Annotated in this window: 19 protein-coding genes; 4 read left to right on the top strand and 15 right to left on the bottom strand. The window is 48.6% G+C overall.

Features of this window, described 5'->3' with window-relative positions; translation table 11 throughout:
• Positions 1-16: 16 nt before the first annotated feature.
• The 4 genes from CRO08_RS15590 to CRO08_RS15605 form a co-directional block, all read right to left on the bottom strand.
• The gene (locus CRO08_RS15590; RefSeq protein WP_097036986.1) at positions 17-1,933 is read right to left on the bottom strand and encodes a glycoside hydrolase family 44 protein; all 1,917 of its coding nucleotides are present in this window, start codon (positions 1,931-1,933) and stop codon (positions 17-19) included.
• Between the two features lie 263 nt (positions 1,934-2,196).
• The gene (locus CRO08_RS15595) at positions 2,197-2,775 is read right to left on the bottom strand and encodes a hypothetical protein (RefSeq protein ID WP_141398422.1); all 579 of its coding nucleotides are present in this window, start codon (positions 2,773-2,775) and stop codon (positions 2,197-2,199) included.
• 23 nt (positions 2,776-2,798) lie between these two features.
• Positions 2,799-3,083: a hypothetical protein gene (locus tag CRO08_RS15600; protein ID WP_097036988.1), complete on the bottom strand. Its 285-nt coding sequence runs from the start codon at positions 3,081-3,083 to the stop codon at positions 2,799-2,801.
• A gap of 77 nt (positions 3,084-3,160) precedes the next feature.
• Complete coding sequence (locus tag CRO08_RS15605; protein WP_176495178.1) at positions 3,161-4,147, bottom strand: FISUMP domain-containing protein; 987 nt, start codon at positions 4,145-4,147, stop codon at positions 3,161-3,163.
• Positions 4,148-4,665: 518 nt separating this feature from the next.
• Here CRO08_RS15605 and CRO08_RS15610 point away from each other — a divergent pair.
• Together CRO08_RS15610 and CRO08_RS15615 are read left to right on the top strand one after the other, a co-directional pair.
• Positions 4,666-4,899 (top strand): hypothetical protein, encoded by a 234-nt coding sequence (locus CRO08_RS15610; RefSeq protein ID WP_073320693.1) that lies wholly within the window; start codon positions 4,666-4,668, stop codon positions 4,897-4,899.
• Positions 4,892-5,299 carry a PIN domain-containing protein gene (locus CRO08_RS15615; protein ID WP_217990604.1) on the top strand — a complete coding sequence of 136 codons (408 nt, stop codon included), beginning with the start codon at positions 4,892-4,894 and terminating at the stop codon, positions 5,297-5,299. The genes CRO08_RS15610 and CRO08_RS15615 overlap by 8 nt, the downstream gene beginning before the upstream one ends.
• A 357-nt stretch (positions 5,300-5,656) precedes the next feature.
• Here the strand turns inward: CRO08_RS15615 and CRO08_RS15620 are convergent, their stop codons facing one another.
• The 9 genes from CRO08_RS15620 to CRO08_RS15655 all read right to left on the bottom strand — a co-directional run bounded on the left by CRO08_RS15620 (position 5,657) and on the right by CRO08_RS15655 (position 11,819).
• The gene (locus CRO08_RS15620; RefSeq protein ID WP_255252424.1) at positions 5,657-6,067 is read right to left on the bottom strand and encodes a hypothetical protein; all 411 of its coding nucleotides are present in this window, start codon (positions 6,065-6,067) and stop codon (positions 5,657-5,659) included.
• A 158-nt stretch (positions 6,068-6,225) separates the two neighbouring features.
• On the bottom strand, positions 6,226-6,429 hold the full coding sequence (locus CRO08_RS17105) for a hypothetical protein (protein ID WP_176495179.1): 204 nt from the start codon (positions 6,427-6,429) through the stop codon (positions 6,226-6,228).
• 349 nt (positions 6,430-6,778) lie between these two features.
• Positions 6,779-8,092 carry a hypothetical protein gene (locus CRO08_RS15630; RefSeq protein ID WP_097036992.1) on the bottom strand — a complete coding sequence of 438 codons (1,314 nt, stop codon included), beginning with the start codon at positions 8,090-8,092 and terminating at the stop codon, positions 6,779-6,781.
• 76 nt (positions 8,093-8,168) lie between these two features.
• Positions 8,169-8,636 (bottom strand): hypothetical protein, encoded by a 468-nt coding sequence (locus CRO08_RS15635; RefSeq protein WP_097036993.1) that lies wholly within the window; start codon positions 8,634-8,636, stop codon positions 8,169-8,171.
• 1 nt (position 8,637) lies between these two features.
• On the bottom strand, positions 8,638-8,895 hold the full coding sequence (locus CRO08_RS16825; RefSeq protein WP_141398424.1) for a hypothetical protein: 258 nt from the start codon (positions 8,893-8,895) through the stop codon (positions 8,638-8,640).
• Between the two features lie 13 nt (positions 8,896-8,908).
• Complete coding sequence (locus CRO08_RS15640; RefSeq protein WP_097036994.1) at positions 8,909-9,304, bottom strand: zinc-ribbon domain-containing protein; 396 nt, start codon at positions 9,302-9,304, stop codon at positions 8,909-8,911.
• 11 nt (positions 9,305-9,315) lie between these two features.
• A complete protein-coding gene (locus CRO08_RS15645) occupies positions 9,316-9,996 on the bottom strand; it encodes a hypothetical protein (protein ID WP_097036995.1) in 681 nt (226 codons plus the stop codon).
• A gap of 173 nt (positions 9,997-10,169) precedes the next feature.
• Positions 10,170-11,441: an IS256 family transposase gene (locus CRO08_RS15650; protein WP_097034567.1), complete on the bottom strand. Its 1,272-nt coding sequence runs from the start codon at positions 11,439-11,441 to the stop codon at positions 10,170-10,172.
• A 42-nt stretch (positions 11,442-11,483) separates the two neighbouring features.
• The gene (locus tag CRO08_RS15655) at positions 11,484-11,819 is read right to left on the bottom strand and encodes a hypothetical protein (protein ID WP_141398425.1); all 336 of its coding nucleotides are present in this window, start codon (positions 11,817-11,819) and stop codon (positions 11,484-11,486) included.
• 500 nt (positions 11,820-12,319) lie between these two features.
• On the opposite strand from CRO08_RS15655, the gene CRO08_RS15660 reads away from it, so the two are divergent.
• Positions 12,320-12,547 carry a hypothetical protein gene (locus CRO08_RS15660; protein WP_072813531.1) on the top strand — a complete coding sequence of 76 codons (228 nt, stop codon included), beginning with the start codon at positions 12,320-12,322 and terminating at the stop codon, positions 12,545-12,547.
• A gap of 2 nt (positions 12,548-12,549) precedes the next feature.
• Entirely contained in the window at positions 12,550-12,966 is a 417-nt protein-coding gene (locus CRO08_RS15665; RefSeq protein ID WP_176495180.1) for a putative toxin-antitoxin system toxin component, PIN family, read from the top strand.
• Positions 12,967-13,072: 106 nt separating this feature from the next.
• On the opposite strand, the gene carB is transcribed toward CRO08_RS15665, so the two are convergent.
• The gene (gene carB, locus CRO08_RS15670; protein WP_097036999.1) at positions 13,073-16,291 is read right to left on the bottom strand and encodes a carbamoyl-phosphate synthase large subunit; all 3,219 of its coding nucleotides are present in this window, start codon (positions 16,289-16,291) and stop codon (positions 13,073-13,075) included.
• Positions 16,292-16,603: 312 nt separating this feature from the next.
• Positions 16,604-16,732, bottom strand: a complete 129-nt coding sequence (locus tag CRO08_RS17460; protein ID WP_255252425.1) for a hypothetical protein — start codon at positions 16,730-16,732, stop codon at positions 16,604-16,606.
• Positions 16,733-17,792 lie beyond the last annotated feature (1,060 nt).

A 17,792-nucleotide genomic window follows, 5' to 3' on the forward strand; every position in this document is an offset into this window, starting at 1 on the left:
TGGTGAGAAAAAGATTCTACTTCACATCGATTTTCCGCATCTGCACACCGCCCGCAGTCTTGACGCGCACAAAGAAGACGCCCTTGCCTAGAGTTTCGCTGGCGAGCCGCATATTGCCGCGTGCAGGGCGTTCCATTTGCATTACGCTCTGGCCGTTACTATTGAACACGCTTACGCTGTGCACATTGCCCAAGCCGTTGTTTATAGCCCAGCCACCGTTATCGCGGTAAAGCAAGTTGCTGGTGAGAGCCTTGCCCGCAGAAATCACGCCCTGCTTCGGATTTGCTGTAGTGAGAAGAACCGCGGAGATGGACTTTGCCGGGAGCGTCATCTTGAAACTGTTGATGCTGTAGTCGCTCGCAGTGGTGGTTCCGCCCTGCGGATTTGCATCCACCACGTTTTCTTTCAAGGCGTTGTTTGTGTGTGAAACGAACGTTTCACCCTGGAGGTTCTGCAGCGTGAGTGTTTTTACCGTTCCATCGGAGGCGAAGTTCGCGAGGCTGAGGTTCACGTCCTGTGCATCCTTCTCTGCGCGGTTCACGAAGATGACCGTGAGCGAATCGCCCTTGTTACTGATGGAACTGTAGGCGGACACGAGCGAGTCGTTGCTGGAAGTGGATTGCACGCGGTTCGGGTGGCCGTAGCGGCTGAACAGGTGGACCGTTTCATACATGCCGTCGCCCCAGGTCCACGGGGTGAAAATCTCCACGCCGTTATCCTGCATGGTTCCGAGGAACGACGCGTAAGTGAGGGCCGTTACCATGGGGTCGGAATCGTTCAGGTCGGTTTCGGTGATGCCGAGCTTAATGCCGTGATCCTTGCCGAAGTATTTTTCGAGCCAGTTGTTGATGCGCACGAAGATGTACGACCTGTAACCCTTCTCCTTGTCGCTCCAGTCGCATTTGCCTGTGGCGCAGCGCACACCGTTGCCGCCTTTGTAGTAGTAGGTGGTGTCGAACAGCACGCGGTGCCAGTTGACGCGGCTTTCGTAGTCCTTTTCAGTGGGGTACCAGTGGATGTCGAAAACATCGAGAAGCTTCATGCCGCTCGTCTTCTCTGCCTCGGCAATTTTCTTGGTGAAGAATTCCAGCCAGCAGTATTCCTGGCCGTCAATCTTGGGCCTGCTTTCATCGTTATAGGCGGAGATGTGGCACCATTGCCATTCGTTGGCGACTACGGGGCCGGTGAGCTTGATGTCGCCCCAGGCGGCGCGGGCCTTTTTGGCAACGTCGATGTAGCGTTCGACAAGGAAATCTCCGGTGACAGGCAAGTCCAAATCGTTGTGGGTTCCGCGCCAGATTTCTATTTCGTTGTCCATGCTCCAGTATTTAAAACGGCTCATGTCGTACTTGAGCTCGTCCTTCCAGTGCGGGATGATTCCCACGGTGGAATCGGCGGGCCATTCCATGTTGTAGAGCGAGGCGTCGCCAGCCTTGATGAGCGTCTGGCCGTCTTCCGATACTTCGCCGCCACCCGCAAGGTCGAATGTCTGTGACGGATACGAGCCGTGTTCTTGTTTCCAGTTCCAGTCGGGGAAATTGTATTCGGTGCTGCTTGCCGCGTAGCCCGTGAGCTGGAAGCCGTACATTGCGTCGACTCCCGGCATCTTATCGAGCACCTTTTTCGCGGTGATATCCCAGTCGTGCGCATAAACGTTGTTGAACCAGTCCGGATGAACCGTCATTTTGTGGCTCCAGTTGTAGCGCGTGGAGTTGTTGCCGTTGTTCGCGCGCATCATGTGGATGCCCGCGTCGAGCATCTGGGCGATAAAAGCTTCTTCGTCTGCGTCGCTTGCGGCGTCCGTATCGCTGATTTTGTCGATGTTTCGCCCGTAAATGTATGGCGAAATCTTCTTGATGCCCGCATCTGCATCGACGGTAACATTGATGGCGAGTGCGGGAAGGTCTTCTTTTGGGCGTTCCCGCACATACATGTGCGGTCGGGCTATATTTGACGCCTACGGTGTCCGCAGCATCGCCTCAGCAATGAAAACAAGCTAGCTTGTTTTCGCTGCATTCGGCTCGCATGCTATTTATAGGTTGCCCGGTTCTCCACAAAGTGGATAACAACGACTAAGAACTAAAGTTCTAAGTCTTGTATAACTCCGTTCCCGCCCAACCTCATAAAACGGCGCCTCGCTCCAAAGAACAGTAATACAAGATTGCCGCAAGTCTCCGCCCCAAAGGGTCACTATCCCTAACGCAAAGTTCTGACGAAATCTTTCCCCATAACATTGGGCATATCTTCAGATACTATTTTAATCCAAAGATAATAAGCCTCAGACATTTCTTTCTCATATTTGTCATGATTTGTTTCAGTATGGTCTTTCAGTTTCGTCCATGTTGTGTAGGCTGTTTCTAACAAATCACAGTAATGCAGATATTTCTCAAATATGTCGGGAAACAAAATTTTCATTTCACCACGAAGCCAATTCAATTCATTCAAAATCGTATTATAACACTTATCTTCAGAACATTTAGGAGCATCACCCCGTTGAAAATCAGATAAAGTATACGGATGATTATTGTCATCTATCTGCTGCATACACCAATCAGGATTACGGTGAACAATTCGAGAAAGCCAAACCAATTTATTTCGCAGTTGCGTTCTACGATCATAAATGTACTTCAATGAATTTTCCTGCTCCTTAATAACATTTGATTTTTTCATTGCCGTAGTATTTGCTCGTATTGTCAAAATGGCAAAAACAAACGCAATTACCGTAATCGCAGTTGCAAAAAAATTCATCACAGAAGAAGTAGAATCACAAATCATAAACATTCCTTTCTTGATAAAAACTAATCATCACCATACATCACATTTTCGCAATCAGGGCACATTGTGGGCATCGCTTTAGAAACGTCCCTGATTGCATCGGAAAGTTCTTTTCTTTCACAAAGAAGCTCTCCTCTTGAAATTTTATAATTGCCGAGTTTATATGCATTTTCAATTCTTGACTCGTCAATTAGATACCCTTTCCCATGGGCATTACATATTTCAGCCGCTTTGGCCTCTTTCAAGATATCGAACGCAACACCTCGAAGATTTGCGTCATCTTCCATCTTATGTTTCACTAAACTCATAATCAAATCTCCTTTAAAATGGTGGAAAGCCTACCAGACATCATCATTCTTTAAGCAACGAATGCCCACAATGTCTTTCATTGGGTCTGGATCATATTCAGACGAATGTGTAGCCCAACCCCAAAATGCTTGATAAAAAAGTTAAACTTTTCATTATAAGTTGACGACCAAAAAAAAATAGACGTTTTAATCCTGTAATTGTTCCAATTTGTTTTATGATTCAACATTTCCTCCAGTTCACGATCGTAGTATGCAGTAATGTTCACTCCGTTAGACATATTTGAGGTTGACACCCATTCACTTGTATCGGGAACATGCCAACCTTGCGGGCAAACCCCCTGTAATGGTAACCCATTATTTAAATAAGCATCATCTATGCCGAGAGCGGCTTTTTCCGAATAACGGCGTCCTAATTCGCATACTTCACTCGTATCGGCATAATTATTGGCATCGTACGAATAATAGCAGTAATTATCGTACCCTGTATCAAATCTTAAATCTTGAAGCATCCATATTTTACCCCCAACCAAACCTATTGCATACGTATTGCCATCTCGGTTGTCTACATAGGTCTTATAAGCCAATCCATCTTTTCTAATTGCAACTCCATCTCCACTTTGGATTGGCCTCCATATCCAAGTTCCTGAAGCGTCTTTATCACAATAATAGAAAGTATTTGTAGAACTTACATATACGGACCAACTTGCACCATCGCATAGACACCGAACAGAATCACCATACACCCATGAACATGAACGAAGGTGCTCATAACCATCAATTGTAGATTTTGCTCCCTTTACACTACCTTTCGTATAGTTCTCGAAGTATTCAAAGACGTATTTGGCGTTATCTATTTCTAACGAAGCTGAACTTGCCGCAGTCTCGTTACATATTCCTAAAGAACATTCACTAGACACACTATTTCCATCTCCTGCACTCAACAATGTCGAAGTGCTGGAATTCACATCATCATTTGATGCGTTGCTTCCACTATCTCCGCCACACGCAGCGAAGATGAATGCAAGGGATAATGCGGCGAAATTGCCAATTCTGTTCCAAGCCATAACAGCCTCCATCGTTAAATACCTATGGAGTTTGCCCCAGTTAAACCGCAATGAACTGAGCCGATTTTGTATGAATACAAAAAAGGCGTAGATCGTCGCGTTTACCTAAACGGGGCTCTGCAATGCCTTGTACGATAAATGCAAACGACCCACGCCCCGAAAGGGCTGTTGCTTTTTGGTCATATATACGACCAAAGACCAGCTAAAAAGCTGGTACAGCAAACCGAAGCATACCGCAAAACGGCATACCTGCGTGAGCGTTCGCCTTGTCCTCGTACAGGTGAAATTTGCAGATTTCGTTTAGAGAACAAGAGCTAAACTCTCTAATATGTCCGATTTAAAAATAACTTAAATATGACCCGAACGCACAGAAAATTTACAAAAGAGGGCATTTTTGTGACGAAAACAGCATTTTTGAGGTAAATTGTAAAGGAAGATGGCTATTCCAACTTGGAAGGGGGTTGCCTTTTGAGCGTGTAAAAAGGTATATTTAGAAGGAACGTTATCGGAGTAAAACCATGATAGCAACTGCAAAAGGATTTTTCGATGGGCAGCAGATTGTGCTAGAACCACCTGTTCGGCTAGAAGCGGGACAGGAGGTTGTTATCGCATATACGGTCGTAGCGTCCTCTGAAAAAAAGAATGCAAAAGCGGATCTCGTTGATTCGCTTATTGGTGCTATTCCCAATACAGGAAAGTCACTAGAAGATTACCGTTCAGAGAGACTCGAAAAGTATGCAGATAATGGTTGACACCAATGTTGTTCTAGATGTTCTGCTGAATAGAACCGCCCATGTGAACGAATCGGCAGCAGTTCTCAAGGCAGCATCAGACGATATCCAAGAATTCATTTCAGCTTCCGCGATTACGGATATCTATTATATCGCACAAAAGGAATTGAAGAAACCGTCCTTAACAAAACAGCTTCTTCGCAACCTACTCCAAATTGTCCATGTTTCTTCCGTATCAGAAGTCGACATTTGGGCGGCTCTCGATAGCGGATGGGAAGATTTTGAAGATGCCGTTCAAAATTCCGTCGCAGAACACCACCGGTTCGACTGTATCATCACTCGCAACACTTCCGATTACAGTAATTCCGCATTGTCTGTAATGACCCCGCAGGAATTCGTCAACAAGTTCGTTTCGAAATAATCTTTTTCAAGTATGATAAAAGGACCTCAGCAATAAAGCTGAGGTCCTTTTGCATTTTAGGGCGGGTGGGCGGGGCAAGCCGGGGCGTTACGGCCTTTGGACACTTAGCACTTTAGTGCTTAGGTGTACATGGCCACCTTTAGGTGGTTTAGGCGACTGAGCACCCGCTAGAAGGGGTGGAGAGCAACGAAGTGCGAACCAGGGGAAGGCTTTCCCCTATACACACAAAAAAGGCCGCAGCATTTTATTGCTATGGTCTTTAATGTTCTGGATACTTCGACTTCGGGCTACGCCCTTCGCTCAGGATGACACGCTTACGCTAGGAGATCCCCGCCTTCGCGGGGATGACATTAAGCATTAAATCTCTTCGATGCTTGCGTGATACTCTTGCAGGCTCTTCACAGCACCATGTCCGTTCCTTGCGGCGGCGATGCCCTTCACGGTGTTGTAGGCACCGGCGAGGGTCGTGATGTAAGGAACCTTGTACTTGATGGCGGCCTTGCGGATGGCGCTTTCGTCCTTGATGGCGTCGCGCTTTGCCCACGGCGTGTTGATGATGAGGTTCACCTGCTTGTTCAGGATGATGTCGAGGACGTTCGGGCGGCCCTCAGCAATCTTGTTCACCACTTCGCACTTGACGCCGGCCTTCTCGTAGAACTTGGCGGTTCCTTCGGTAGCGTAAATCTTGAAGCCGAGCTTCTGGAACTCCTTGCCGATTTCAATCGCCTGTTCGGAGAGGTTCACCTTGTCAGAAAGGCTGATGAGCACGGCACCTTCGTTCGGGAGGAAGGAGCCTGCGGCTTCCTGGCTCTTGTAGTAAGCGAGGGCATAGTCGTCGGAGAGGCCAAGGACTTCGATTATGACGACCGTTCGGCTTACGCCTCACTCTCGCCTTCGACGACTCGTTAAGACGAGTCGCCTACGGCTCACAGGGAGCGCATTTCGTTGTCTTTCACCGGGTCCCCTTCGGGAAAACTCCGCAAGCCGAGAGCAGCGGGACTGCTTGCAGGCCCATTGCCGAGGCGAGGAAGTTTCTGCAACTTGTCGAACGGGAACACGGCTTCCTTGGCGCCGTGGTGGTTGAACTTCTTGTCCTTGAGCTTCAGGTCTTCGAGCTTGGCACCGAGCATCAGGCGGGTGGCGAGGCGGGCTTGTGGAGACCGTTCGGCTTACAGCCTCACTCTCGCCTCCGACGACTCGTTAAGACGAGTCGCCTACGGCTCACAGGCGTGTTACAGACCTTGGAGACCAGCGGCACCATGCGGGAAAATTCTTCTTTGGGCGTTCCCGCACACATATGTGCGGTCGGGTTATATTTTAGGGGCGACCACCTTCGCTTCGCTCGTTACTCGCCTCCTAAAACGAAGCCTTGCTCTCGAAAATATCAAGAAGAAACTGTCCGCAAGTCTTCGCCCCAAGGGGTCACTATCCCTAACACTGATGCGCTTTTTATACAGTCAATTTATTCACATCGACTCATTAATAATCATCATATTCAACATCACATAAAGACTTCAAATTCGGTGTAATGTCTTTACAATCTTCAGAAATATTGCAAGAACAGCCTTCCATATTATGGCATCTTATTATCCAATGACAATTGATTCCAAGAACTTCTTCATTTGATTCCAGCCCAAGTTGAAAATCGTAGCCGCCAAGCTCCGTTCCATCGCGAAATTCAAAAAAATCTGATTTAGGAGATTTATAGCCAATAACATTCCATTCAGGATAATCGCATCCCCCATTTGCACAGGCTATTTTGTATTCATCCATTCTTTTCTTATACGCTTTCATTGTAGGAACAATTTGTTTCATAGCCGTATCACGCCTTTTTTTCTCTTCTTCTAGACGTTGGGTTTCCTCTTCCTCCGCCTTACGCTGGGCTTCCTCTTCTTCTATTCTTTTCTGTTCTGCTGCATTTTTTAACATATCTTCTTTTCTTTTGATAACCCGCGGATCACTATTGACAGCATTGGTTATTAAGATTGCTTTAACTTTGGGATAACTAGCCACTTTTCCTTTTAACAAACTATCTGGCAGTTGATTTGTTGTTTCCGCTTGGTCAACAATTTCTTTTGCAATGTTTTTGTAATCAAAAACAGAATAGGTATGACTGGAGTATACAAAATCAATAAAACGATCTGTATTGACAAGTCCTTGAATGTTACAATTAGACCACTCATCCCCATCAAAACCGTAATAACCTAATTTAAAATCAGAGTCACCGCTATTAGTGAAAACAAATTGAACCGTCAATCGATTAGATTTATTAACAAGCGCTGACACGAAATCAGCTTTAACACCAGACTTAATCTTATTTTCCAAATTCCCATCAAGAGCTATGAGTCCAAAGGACGCAACCGATGCTGACACCAGAATTTTTGCTAATTCCGCTCTATATTTTTGTGCAAATGGGTTTCCTAGGCAAGCATCCATAGCATTAGATGCTGCAAAAGGATTTGCCAAATCATCTCCAACATTATCAATTATAGCGGAAGCCAATAATTCAAGAAAATCTATATCAACATCACCTTTAAATTCAACAAATTTTTGGCCCTTTGCTGTTTCTTTTTCAGTCCATTCGGCATTGCCAAATGACGCATCGAATGCTTGGCCAATAGTGGTTGTGGAATTGTCTAGAAAATGTCCACCCTTAACTTGGCCGACTTTTGAAAACACCTCTGTAATTTTATCTAGTGTTGACGAACCTTCTTTGGGCTTATCATCTCCAAGACATCCTGTAATCGCCATTGCGAACACAACAAGCAGAAGTGTTTGCATATATTTTTTCATGACCGAATCCTTTGTTAGAAATGGATTAAAAAAGCATCCGTAGGTTATCAACCTAAAGATGCTCTATTTGACAGATTTATTTTCCAAGGGACCTAAATTTTTCTCCGAAAACTTTTTCACATGCTTCGGGAACTTTTTCATTACGATTCTTAAGATTTAGGATCCCGCTATATTCACCATCATCTGCAACACATTTAGCCATGCCGTCCTTTACATCACATGATATCGCCCAAACTGTTTGAGCCGGACAACCATCTATTTCAACCTTACTTAAGATGGCAAAACCAACGGATTTCATTTCGAATGCAAAGAATTCGTTCTCTTTAGGGGGAATCATTTCAGAAGTGGGGGACCCCATCTCTTTTGCAACATTCTCTATTTCTGAAGAAGAAGCCAAGTGCCCTTTTTCAGCCACAAGCATGTCTTGAAGTTTTATATATGCATTTGCGGAAAGGATTGCTTGAGACTTCGCTTCTTTTTCCTCACCACAGCCAATCAGAAGAAAAGACGCTAATGTCGCAATTAAATAGAACCTTTTTTTCATATTAATTTTCCTTTTTTTCGACATTCTTTTCTGCAAGTTCTTTCTTGGAATTTTCCCTTATTGCAAAAAGGATCTTTCCCAGATAGTTGCAAACGATACCAGTGCAGATTAGCATAGACGCAATAGCATATCCAAGCCACTGAACTGTTTGTTGAAATGCAGTTTGCACATTTGTCGCAAGACTTACGAACCAAACGATTATACCGATGATTATCAGCAACCAACCGCTAACGGAACCGATTTGTATTTTTTTATTCATATTCCCTCTCTTGTTATGTTTTGTTTTTCTTGTTTGAATTCAACAAGTTCTCCATCAATTTCTTATTGTGCCGATGAGCTGCATAAATAGAACCAATTGTCGCAAGAACAAATAGCGCAAGCAACATTTCAGGAGCGTAAATGAACGACAGAATTGCAGCAATCAACAATATGGTCCCCCAAATGTATTTGCCAACATAGAAATATCCAGCTCCGATTAACGCAATGTTTATGAGACCTGCGACAGCCAATGACTTTTCCTTTGATTTTACCGAAAGAAGATCTTCTTGAAGAATTGGCGATGCCGATTCATTTGATTTTGAAGAGCTTGACGATTCTAGATTATATCCACAGGAAGGACAAAACTTAGATCCATCAATATATTCTTTTCCGCATTGAGAGCAGAACATATCCAACCTCCTTACTTACACAAATTCATAAAATCAGGAGTTATTTCTGCACACGCCTCCTTATTATCGCTCTGTATTGAGCATTCGCATTTGGAGATGTCATTCATATCAGGAACACATAACATAGTCCAACTCGAACGAGCTGGACAACCTGCAAGGTCAATCAAGCTAATTGCTTGAATACCTTCAGCAGCCAAAGTTGTCCCAGTATTTTGATCCGGCATCGAGATTTCCTTGAACATGAAGCTGGAAGATTCCGTAGGTTTAAATGCAATCGCACTCCAAGTTCCAAAACTAAATGATTCAACAAAGTGTGCTTCTAGCATACGCTTAAAAGAACGCATTGTAAATTCAATCACAGAGGCTTCTTTTTTCGCTTTCTGTTTTGCCATACGAGGGTCGTCCATCGCATATTTCTCAACCATTTGTTTTTTTTCTTTTGGAAGCGATTCAACCTTTATCAACACTTCTAAAATTCTTTTTAGATTTGGTATTTTACTTTTCAGCTCTTGGTTTTTAGTATTTTCTTCCACACAAGACATTACTTTGTACATTCCCTGTAATTCCGAATATTCCTTAGACTCCGCAAAATGTTTGCATTTTTCAACAATCTCATCTTTCTCACTTTCTATAACAGAATCAAAAGTTCCATCCTGTACCATCTTTTCCATATTAAGCTGTGCTTCTACCATTTCTTTCGCAAGATCTTCTAAATCAGCATAACACATTTTTTCTAGCAAGACGGCGGCAACAAGGTCCGGCGCAGGTTTTCCACCTAATTCCCATGCTTGGAACTGGAACGAAGATTTTTCTTTGAATTTGTCCCTTTTTTAGTTGAAAATCCAGGTCTCCAACTGGTGTAAATCTAGGCTATTAGCGCTTCATTGTCAAGTAATTTCATGCTCTTTTCCCGAAGTTTTTCGACAAGTTCGGGGATTTCCGCATAGCCGTCCAACCGTCTCCAGTTCTTTTCGCGGTGGAGGACCTCAGCGGCCATCCAGCGTTTGAACATTCCAATGTCCCTGTAGCGCTTCACGTTCTTCTCGATGGCGTCGAGACCGTTGAAGGTGGACTCGATTATGTTGGTCGTTATGAGCGACTTGCGCAGGAGCGCGGGGATGCCCAGCCGGTGGACCGTAAGCAGCCTCTCGCCGCCCTCGGAAAGCGATTTGGCGGCACTCGTGTTTATGCCTTCGAGCCACTCGTGGACCTTGAGAAGTTCCCTTCTCGCGTCCTCGTAGCCCACCATCCCGATGGCGTTGTTGTAGCGCCTGTCGAACTCGGCCCGGTACATCTCGGGCAGATGGGACTCGACGTTGCGCCTCTTGTGGATCACGCAGCGCTGGTGCTTGAGGTCCTTGCCGAAGCGGTCCTTGAGGGCGCGGTTGAGGCCCGTCCCGCCGTCGGTCACGAAGATGATGTCGGGGTGCAGGGCGAGGCCCCTGCTCTCCATGTCGGAAAGGAACGAACGGCACATTTCGGTGTTTTCCGAACTGCCCTGCCAGAGGCCAAGCACGCGCTTGTAGCCTTCCGCGTCAACGCCTATGGCGGCCATCACGACCTCGCCGCAGCGATGCATTGCGTCCATGAAGACGGCAACCGCCTCGAAGTCCTCCAGCCTGCGCTCGTTCAGTTCCTTCAGTTTCCTTGTGCATGCGGCAACGACCTTGCGCGACACCGACGACTTGCTTACGCCGAACGCCTCCCCGGCAGTCGAGAACACATCCTCGTAACGCCTCCCGGACAGGCCTGAGAGGCATGCGTGCAGCAGGTGCTCGGAGAACGCGTCGGGGTCTTTCAGACGGGCGTAGATACGCGATTTGACCTCGCCGTTTTCGTCCCTGAGCCTGGGTACGCGCACCTTCGCCTTGCCACCCGCGATGTACACGGAACCACCCTGGCTGGACCACTTCTTGAAGCCCTTCCTGGGGTGGTATGCTGCACCGCCGAGCTGTTCCCTTTCGGCCAGGAGTATCGCCTCCACGAGCCTTGCGCCCATCTCCCTCGACAGCGCGTCAAGGCAGCTTTTCCCCTGTTCGGCAAGGTCGGCCAGAACCACCCCGACACTGGTCGAAATGTCGATTTCTTCGCGGCGGACGATTGACAGTTTGGGGGTTCTTTTTGTACTTTTCATCATGGTGGTTATCCTCTTGCTTGGTGTTTTTTTGCTGAACCAAATTTACAAGTTGGAGACCACCTTTTTCTTTTTGGTTGCAGAAATTTCAACTAACTTTGGGGCATCTTCTTTTTCTTTATTCAGTCGGAACTGAATTTCTGCTTTGGTCGGTTGATTGTTGTAAGAAATCTCTCCAACAACATTGACATAATCATTTCCATCTTCGCCTACAAGGCTACGCCACTCAGGATTGCCCATATAGCCATTGACCATTTGTTCGACAGTCTTGTCCGGGCAACTCTGAAGCGTTCCTCCTTTTACCATCAGAACTTCACTGCTATCACAAGCAACAAAAGCCAATGCTAAAGCAGATAACATGGTTATTTTAAGGCCATTCATACGATACTCCTTGTGGTTGTTTAACCTTTGGGAGTTTGCCCTTGCTTGCAAAGATTTATGCCAATTTTTGTATAGATACAAGAAAAGGCGCAGATCGTTGCATTTACCTAAGTGGGGCTCTAGACTGCCTCTAAGCGATAAACACAAACGACCCACGCCCCAAAAGGGCTGTTGCCCTTGGTCTAACGACCAACAATCGGCTAATAAGCCGATACAGCAAACTGAAGCATGCCGTAAAACGGCATACCTGCGTGAGCGTCCGCCTTATTCTCGCTTAGGGAAACTGTCTAGATTTCACTTAGAGAACAAGAGCAAAACTCTCTATTTCATTCTAAAAATAACTAATAAATCAGCAAAAAACACATTTCCATCAAAATTTCTAGCGAAAATGATGCCAAAAGCACAATTTTCCAAGCGAATACATATTCCAACTTGGAATGAATTCTCCTAAAACTTGCCTTTATGGGGTGAAAAAGGTATATTTAGGGTGGAGGTCCATCATGGCAGCAGCACAAACGCTAAATCCGACTCAGATACATCTTCTTGAGATGTTTTCCTTTTGCAAAGATGCAGAAGCCTTACAGGATTTGAAGGCTGTTCTTGCTGATTACTATGCCAAGAAGGTTCAAGAAGAAGCCGACGCTCTGTGGGATGATGGCGTGCTAGGTGCAGACGCTATTGAGCAGATTGGCAAAGAACACTGGAGAACCCCTTATTCCAAGGTATAACCTTGCGCCGCATTTGCCTTGACACAAACTGTCTGTTGATGAGTCTCCCGTCTAAAAGTCCATATCATCAAATATGGACCGAATTCTTGAACGGGGACTTGGAAATTTGCGTATCGCCAGAGATACTTCTTGAGTACGAAGAAATTGTTTCCCAGAAAATTTCAAGTCGCATGGCAACCATTTTAATGGAAGCCTTAACCAATCGCCCAAACCTTGTGAGAACAACTCCGACTTGGCGTTTCAACTTGATTACGCAAGATCCAGACGACAACAAGTTCGTTGATTGTGCCATCTGCGGAATGGCAGAATACATCGTTTCTAACGATCGGCATTTCGATATTCTGAAGAGCATCGACTTTCCGCTGGTCACAGTTCGGTCCATTCAAGATTTTTCCAAAGAACTCGCGGACGAGATGTAAAGGATTTAATAAACAACTTATGCAAAAAAAAAGACCGCAGCATTTTTGCTACGGTCTTTGATGTTTTGACAGGAGATCCCCGCCTTCGCGGGGATGACATTAAGCCTTAAATCTCTTCGATGCTTGCGTGGTATTCCTGCAGGCTCTTCACAGCGCCATGGCCGTTGCGGGCGGCGGCGATGCCCTTGACGGTGTTGTAAGCACCGGCGAGGGTCGTGATGTACGGAACCTTGTACTTGATGGCGGCCTTGCGGATGGCGCTTTCGTCCTTGATGGCGTCGCGCTTTGCCCACGGCGTGTTGATGATGAGGTTCACCTGCTTGTTCAGGATGATGTCGAGGACGTTCGGGCGGCCTTCGGCAATCTTGTTCACGACTTCGCACTTGACGCCGGCCTTCTCGTAGAACTTGGCGGTGCCTTCGGTAGCGTAAATCTTGAAGCCGAGCTTTTCGAATTCCTTGCCGATTTCAATCGCCTGTTCGGAGAGGTTCACCTTGTCAGAAAGGCTGATGAGCACAGCGCCTTCGTTCGGGAGGAAGGAACCTGCGGCTTCCTGGCTCTTGTAGTAAGCGAGGGCGTAGTCGTCGGAGAGGCCGAGCACTTCACCGGTGGAGCGCATTTCGGGGCCGAGAACCGGGTCCACCTTCGGGAACTTGTCGAAGGGGAACACGGCTTCCTTGGCGCCGTGATGGTTGAACTTCTTGTCCTTGAGCTTCAGGTCTTCGAGTTTCGCGCCGAGCATCAGGCGAGTAGCGAGGCGGGCCATCTGGGTGTTACAAACCTTAGAGACCAGCGGCACCGTGCGGGATGCGCGCGGGTTCGCTTCGAGGACGAACACCTTGCCGTCTTCGATAGCGTACTGCATGTTCATGAGGCCGCAAACGTGGAGAGCTTCAGCAATCTTCCTGGTGTAATCCTTGATGGTTGCCAAGTTTTCCTTGGTGATGGTCACCGGCGGGATGATGCAGGCGGAGTCACCGGAGTGGACACCGGCAAGTTCCACGTGTTCCATCACGGACGGGATGTAAACGTGTTCACCGTCGGAGAGCGCGTCGGCTTCGCATTCGAGAGCGTTGTGGAGGAAGCGGTCGATGAGGAGCGGACGGTCCGGGGTCACGCCCACGGCCTTCGCCACGTATTCGCGGAGCATGTTTTCGTCGTAGATGACTTCCATGCCGCGGCCGCCAAGCACGAAGCTCGGGCGGATCATCACCGGGTAGCCACCAATCTGCTTGACACAGGCGAGGGCTTCGTCGATGTTCGTGGCCATGCCGCTTTCCGGCATCGGGATGCCGAGCTGGTCCATCATCTTGCGGAACAGGTCACGGTCTTCGGCGATGTCGATGGAGTCGATGCTCGTACCGAGAATCTTGACGCCTTCGTCGGAGAGGGCGCGGGCGATATTCAGCGGAGTCTGGCCACCGAACTGCACGATAACGCCAGCCGGCTTTTCCTTGTGGTAAATCTGAAGAACGTCTTCGAGGCTGACCGGTTCGAAATACAGCTTGTCGGAAGTATCGTAGTCGGTAGAAACCGTTTCGGGGTTGCAGTTCACCATGATGGTTTCGTAACCCATTTCGCGGAGAGCCATTGCAGCGTGGCAGCAGCAGTAGTCGAATTCGATACCCTGGCCGATTCTGTTCGGGCCACCGCCGAGAATCATGATCTTCTTCGGGTTGTTGGAAGCGGTAGATTCGTCCTTGCAGTTGTAGGTGCTGTAGTAGTAGTACTGGTCCTTCACACCGCTCACCGGCACTGCGCACCAGCCTTCGACCACGCCGAGTTCGGTGCGTTTCTTGCGCACGTCCTTCTCGCGGATGCCAAGAATCTTGGCAATGTACTTGTCGCTGAAGCCGTCCTTCTTGGCCTTGACGAGGAGGTCGTCGGCAGGCAGGCGGCCCGGAGTCTTGAGCATTTCTTCTTCGAGTTCCACGAGTTCGCGCATCTGCTGCACGAAGTAGGCCTTTTCGTAGGTGGCGGCGAAGATTTCTTCGTCGGTAGCACCCTTGCGGATGGCTTCGTACATCTGGAAGTGGCGTTCGGAGCTCGGGGTCTTGAGCATTTCCAAGAGTTCTTCCTTGCTCTTCTTGTTGAAGTCCTTCGCAAAGCCGAGGCCGGAACGACCGTTTTCGAGACCGCGGATAGCCTTCTGGAGGGTTTCCTTGTAGGTCTTGCCGATAGCCATGACTTCGCCCACGGCTTTCATCTGGGTGCCGAGGCAGTCATCGACGCCGCGGAACTTTTCGAATGCCCAGCGAGCGAACTTGAGCACCACGTAGTCACCGCTCGGGGTGTACTTTTCGAGGCTTCCATCGCGCCAGTACGGAATCTGGTCGAGGGTGAGGCCTGCGGCGAGCTTTGCAGAAATGAGGGCAATCGGGAAGCCGGTAGCCTTGGAGGCAAGAGCGGAGGAGCGAGAGGTACGCGGGTTGATTTCGATGATCACCACGCGGCCGGTCTTCGGGTCGTGAGCGAACTGCACGTTGGTACCGCCAATCACGCCGATGGATTCCACAATCTTGAAGGCCTTTTCCTTCAGTTCTTCTTCGAGCTTCTTGTCGATGGTGAGGAACGGGGCTGCGCAGAAGGAGTCACCGGTATGCACGCCCACCGGGTCGATGTTTTCGATGAAGCAGATGGCGATCATCTGGTTCTTGGAATCGCGCACGACTTCGACTTCGAGTTCTTCCCAACCGAGGATGGATTCTTCGATGAGGCACTGGTGCGTCATGGAGAGTTCAAGACCGTTAGAGCAAATGGTGCGGAGTTCTTCCACGTTGTAGCAGAAACCACCACCTGCACCGCCCATGGTGTATGCCGGGCGAACCACCACCGGGTAGCCGATTTCAGCAACGATCTTTTCGGCTTCTTCCACAGAGTGGCAAATGCCGGAGCGCGGCGTGTCGATGCCAAGCTTCTGCATGGTTTCCTTGAAGATTTCACGGTCTTCGCCGCGTTCGATAGCGTCGAGGTTCACACCGATGACCTTCACGCCGTACTTGTCCAGCACGCCGGCCTTGCTGAGTGCAGAGGCGAGGTTCAGGCCGGTCTGACCGCCCAAGTTCGGGAGGAGTGCCTGCGGGCGTTCCTTTTCGATAATCTGGGTGAGGCGGGCGACGTTCAACGGTTCGATGTAGGTGGCATCGGCCATGACCGGGTCGGTCATGATGGTAGCCGGGTTAGAGTTCACGAGCACAATCTTGTAACCCTGTTCGCGCAGGGCCTTGCAAGCCTGGGTGCCGGAATAGTCGAATTCGCAAGCCTGACCAATCACGATCGGGCCAGAACCGATGATAAGGACTTTGTCGATGCCTTCAATCTTCATTTTTTATCTCCGTTATTGCTATTTAATTTTTAAACTCTGGTGTTAAAGTGCTCGTGGACCCTATCGCTAAGCTCCAGGGTGACATAAAAAAAACGCTGAACTAAAAAGTCCAGCAAAAATAAAATCAGAAAACGGAAAAACTTTAACTGCTTCGGAACCGTGTGTTCCGCAAGGTGCCTTTGCCTTATTCATCATGTGCAAAATCATCTTTGACCAGCTAAAGTTCTGTCGTTTTAAACTTGCGCAAATATAGAATAAAGAACCCCGTCTTGCAACGGGGGAAAACAAAAAAATGTAAAAGGGTAAAAACGATTACGTACCGGAGTCTACTTCCGGGGTATCGACTTCGCCGCCGTCATCCGTCGTCTGGCAAGAGGCCGCATTGTCATCACAATCGTCGTCCGTATTGGTTCCGCTTCCACTGCAGGCGATTAACCCCATGACAGACAACAAGATAGCAAGTCCAAACATTTTTTTCATACATTCACCTTCTAGTTATGATTTATACTACAAATATAGTGAAATTTTTTCAAAAAGAAAAAAGGGCGCCGACGAGGGCGTCCTTTTGAACCTTGATCCGGCCAGAATTACTTCTTGGCGGGAGCGGCTGCGGGTTTTGCGGCAGCGGGCTTTGCAGCCGGCTGCGCGGCAGGCTTTGCTGCGGGAGCAGCCTTCGGCGCTTCGGCAGGCTTCGCAGCAGGGGCCGGAGCGGAAGCTTCTGCCTTCTTCGCTTCTGCCTGAGCCTTGGCGGCTTCGGCTTCAGCCTTCTTAGCCTCTGCCTCGGCCTTCTTGGCTTCAGCTTCAGCCTTCTTGGCTTCGGCCTCGGCCTTCTTGGCCTCTGCTTCTGCCTTCTTGGCAGCAGCTTCGTCAGCCTTCTTCTTGGCCTCTTCTGCCTTCTTTGCTTCGGCAGCGGCCTTCTTGGCGGCGGCAACACTATCGGCCTTGGCCTTCTTCACAGCGGCAATGCTGTCGGCCTTGGCCTTCTTCACAGCGGCGATGCTATCCTGCTGGGCTTTCTTCGCAGCAGCAGCGGCCTTCTTTTCTTCGGCAGCTTTCTTCTTGGCTTCAGCGGCTTCGGCCTTCTTCTTGGCCTCTTCTGCCTTCTTGGCTTCGGCAGCGGCCTTCTTGGCAGCGGCGACGCTGTCGGCCTTGGCCTTCTTCACAGCGGCGATGCTATCCTGCTGGGCTTTCTTCGCAGCAGCAGCGGCCTTCTTTTCTTCGGCAGCTTTCTTCTTGGCTTCAGCGGCTTCGGCCTTCTTCTTGGCCTCTTCTGCCTTCTTGGCTTCGGCAGCGGCCTTCTTGGCAGCGGCGACGCTGTCGGCCTTAGCCTTCTTCACGGCAGCGATGCTATCCTGCTGGGCTTTCTTTGCGGCAGCGGCAGCCTTCTTTTCTTCGGCGGCTTTCTTCTTGGCTTCAGCGGCTTCTGCCTTCTTCTTAGCTTCCTCAGCCTTCTTGGCTTCAGCAGCGGCCTTCTTGGCAGCAGCAATGCTGTCGGCCTTGG

Source organism: Fibrobacter sp. UWT3 (genome assembly GCF_900230125.1).
In the GTDB taxonomy this organism is placed as follows: Bacteria; Fibrobacterota; Fibrobacteria; order Fibrobacterales; family Fibrobacteraceae; genus Fibrobacter.

What these genes read in the sequence shown, in the direction of transcription:
- CRO08_RS15650 (WP_097034567.1), bottom strand. Translation starts at nt 11,441, where the DNA reads ATGATGAAAAGTACAAAAAGAACCCCCAAACTGTCAATCGTCCGCCGC.
- CRO08_RS15630 (WP_097036992.1), bottom strand. Translation starts at nt 8,092, where the DNA reads ATGAAAAAATATATGCAAACACTTCTGCTTGTTGTGTTCGCAATGGCG.
- CRO08_RS15605 (WP_176495178.1), bottom strand. Translation starts at nt 4,147, where the DNA reads ATGGCTTGGAACAGAATTGGCAATTTCGCCGCATTATCCCTTGCATTC.
- CRO08_RS15640 (WP_097036994.1), bottom strand. Translation starts at nt 9,304, where the DNA reads ATGTTCTGCTCTCAATGCGGAAAAGAATATATTGATGGATCTAAGTTT.
- CRO08_RS15660 (WP_072813531.1), top strand. Translation starts at nt 12,320, where the DNA reads ATGGCAGCAGCACAAACGCTAAATCCGACTCAGATACATCTTCTTGAG.
- CRO08_RS15615 (WP_217990604.1), top strand. Translation starts at nt 4,892, where the DNA reads ATGGTTGACACCAATGTTGTTCTAGATGTTCTGCTGAATAGAACCGCC.
- CRO08_RS16825 (WP_141398424.1), bottom strand. Translation starts at nt 8,895, where the DNA reads ATGAATAAAAAAATACAAATCGGTTCCGTTAGCGGTTGGTTGCTGATA.
- CRO08_RS17105 (WP_176495179.1), bottom strand. Translation starts at nt 6,429, where the DNA reads ATGCTCGGTGCCAAGCTCGAAGACCTGAAGCTCAAGGACAAGAAGTTC.
- CRO08_RS15595 (WP_141398422.1), bottom strand. Translation starts at nt 2,775, where the DNA reads ATGATTTGTGATTCTACTTCTTCTGTGATGAATTTTTTTGCAACTGCG.
- CRO08_RS15600 (WP_097036988.1), bottom strand. Translation starts at nt 3,083, where the DNA reads ATGAGTTTAGTGAAACATAAGATGGAAGATGACGCAAATCTTCGAGGT.
- CRO08_RS15590 (WP_097036986.1), bottom strand. Translation starts at nt 1,933, where the DNA reads ATGTATGTGCGGGAACGCCCAAAAGAAGACCTTCCCGCACTCGCCATC.
- CRO08_RS17460 (WP_255252425.1), bottom strand. Translation starts at nt 16,732, where the DNA reads ATGGGGTTAATCGCCTGCAGTGGAAGCGGAACCAATACGGACGACGAT.
- CRO08_RS15655 (WP_141398425.1), bottom strand. Translation starts at nt 11,819, where the DNA reads ATGAATGGCCTTAAAATAACCATGTTATCTGCTTTAGCATTGGCTTTT.
- CRO08_RS15635 (WP_097036993.1), bottom strand. Translation starts at nt 8,636, where the DNA reads ATGAAAAAAAGGTTCTATTTAATTGCGACATTAGCGTCTTTTCTTCTG.
- CRO08_RS15610 (WP_073320693.1), top strand. Translation starts at nt 4,666, where the DNA reads ATGATAGCAACTGCAAAAGGATTTTTCGATGGGCAGCAGATTGTGCTA.
- CRO08_RS15645 (WP_097036995.1), bottom strand. Translation starts at nt 9,996, where the DNA reads ATGGTAGAAGCACAGCTTAATATGGAAAAGATGGTACAGGATGGAACT.
- carB (WP_097036999.1), bottom strand. Translation starts at nt 16,291, where the DNA reads ATGAAGATTGAAGGCATCGACAAAGTCCTTATCATCGGTTCTGGCCCG.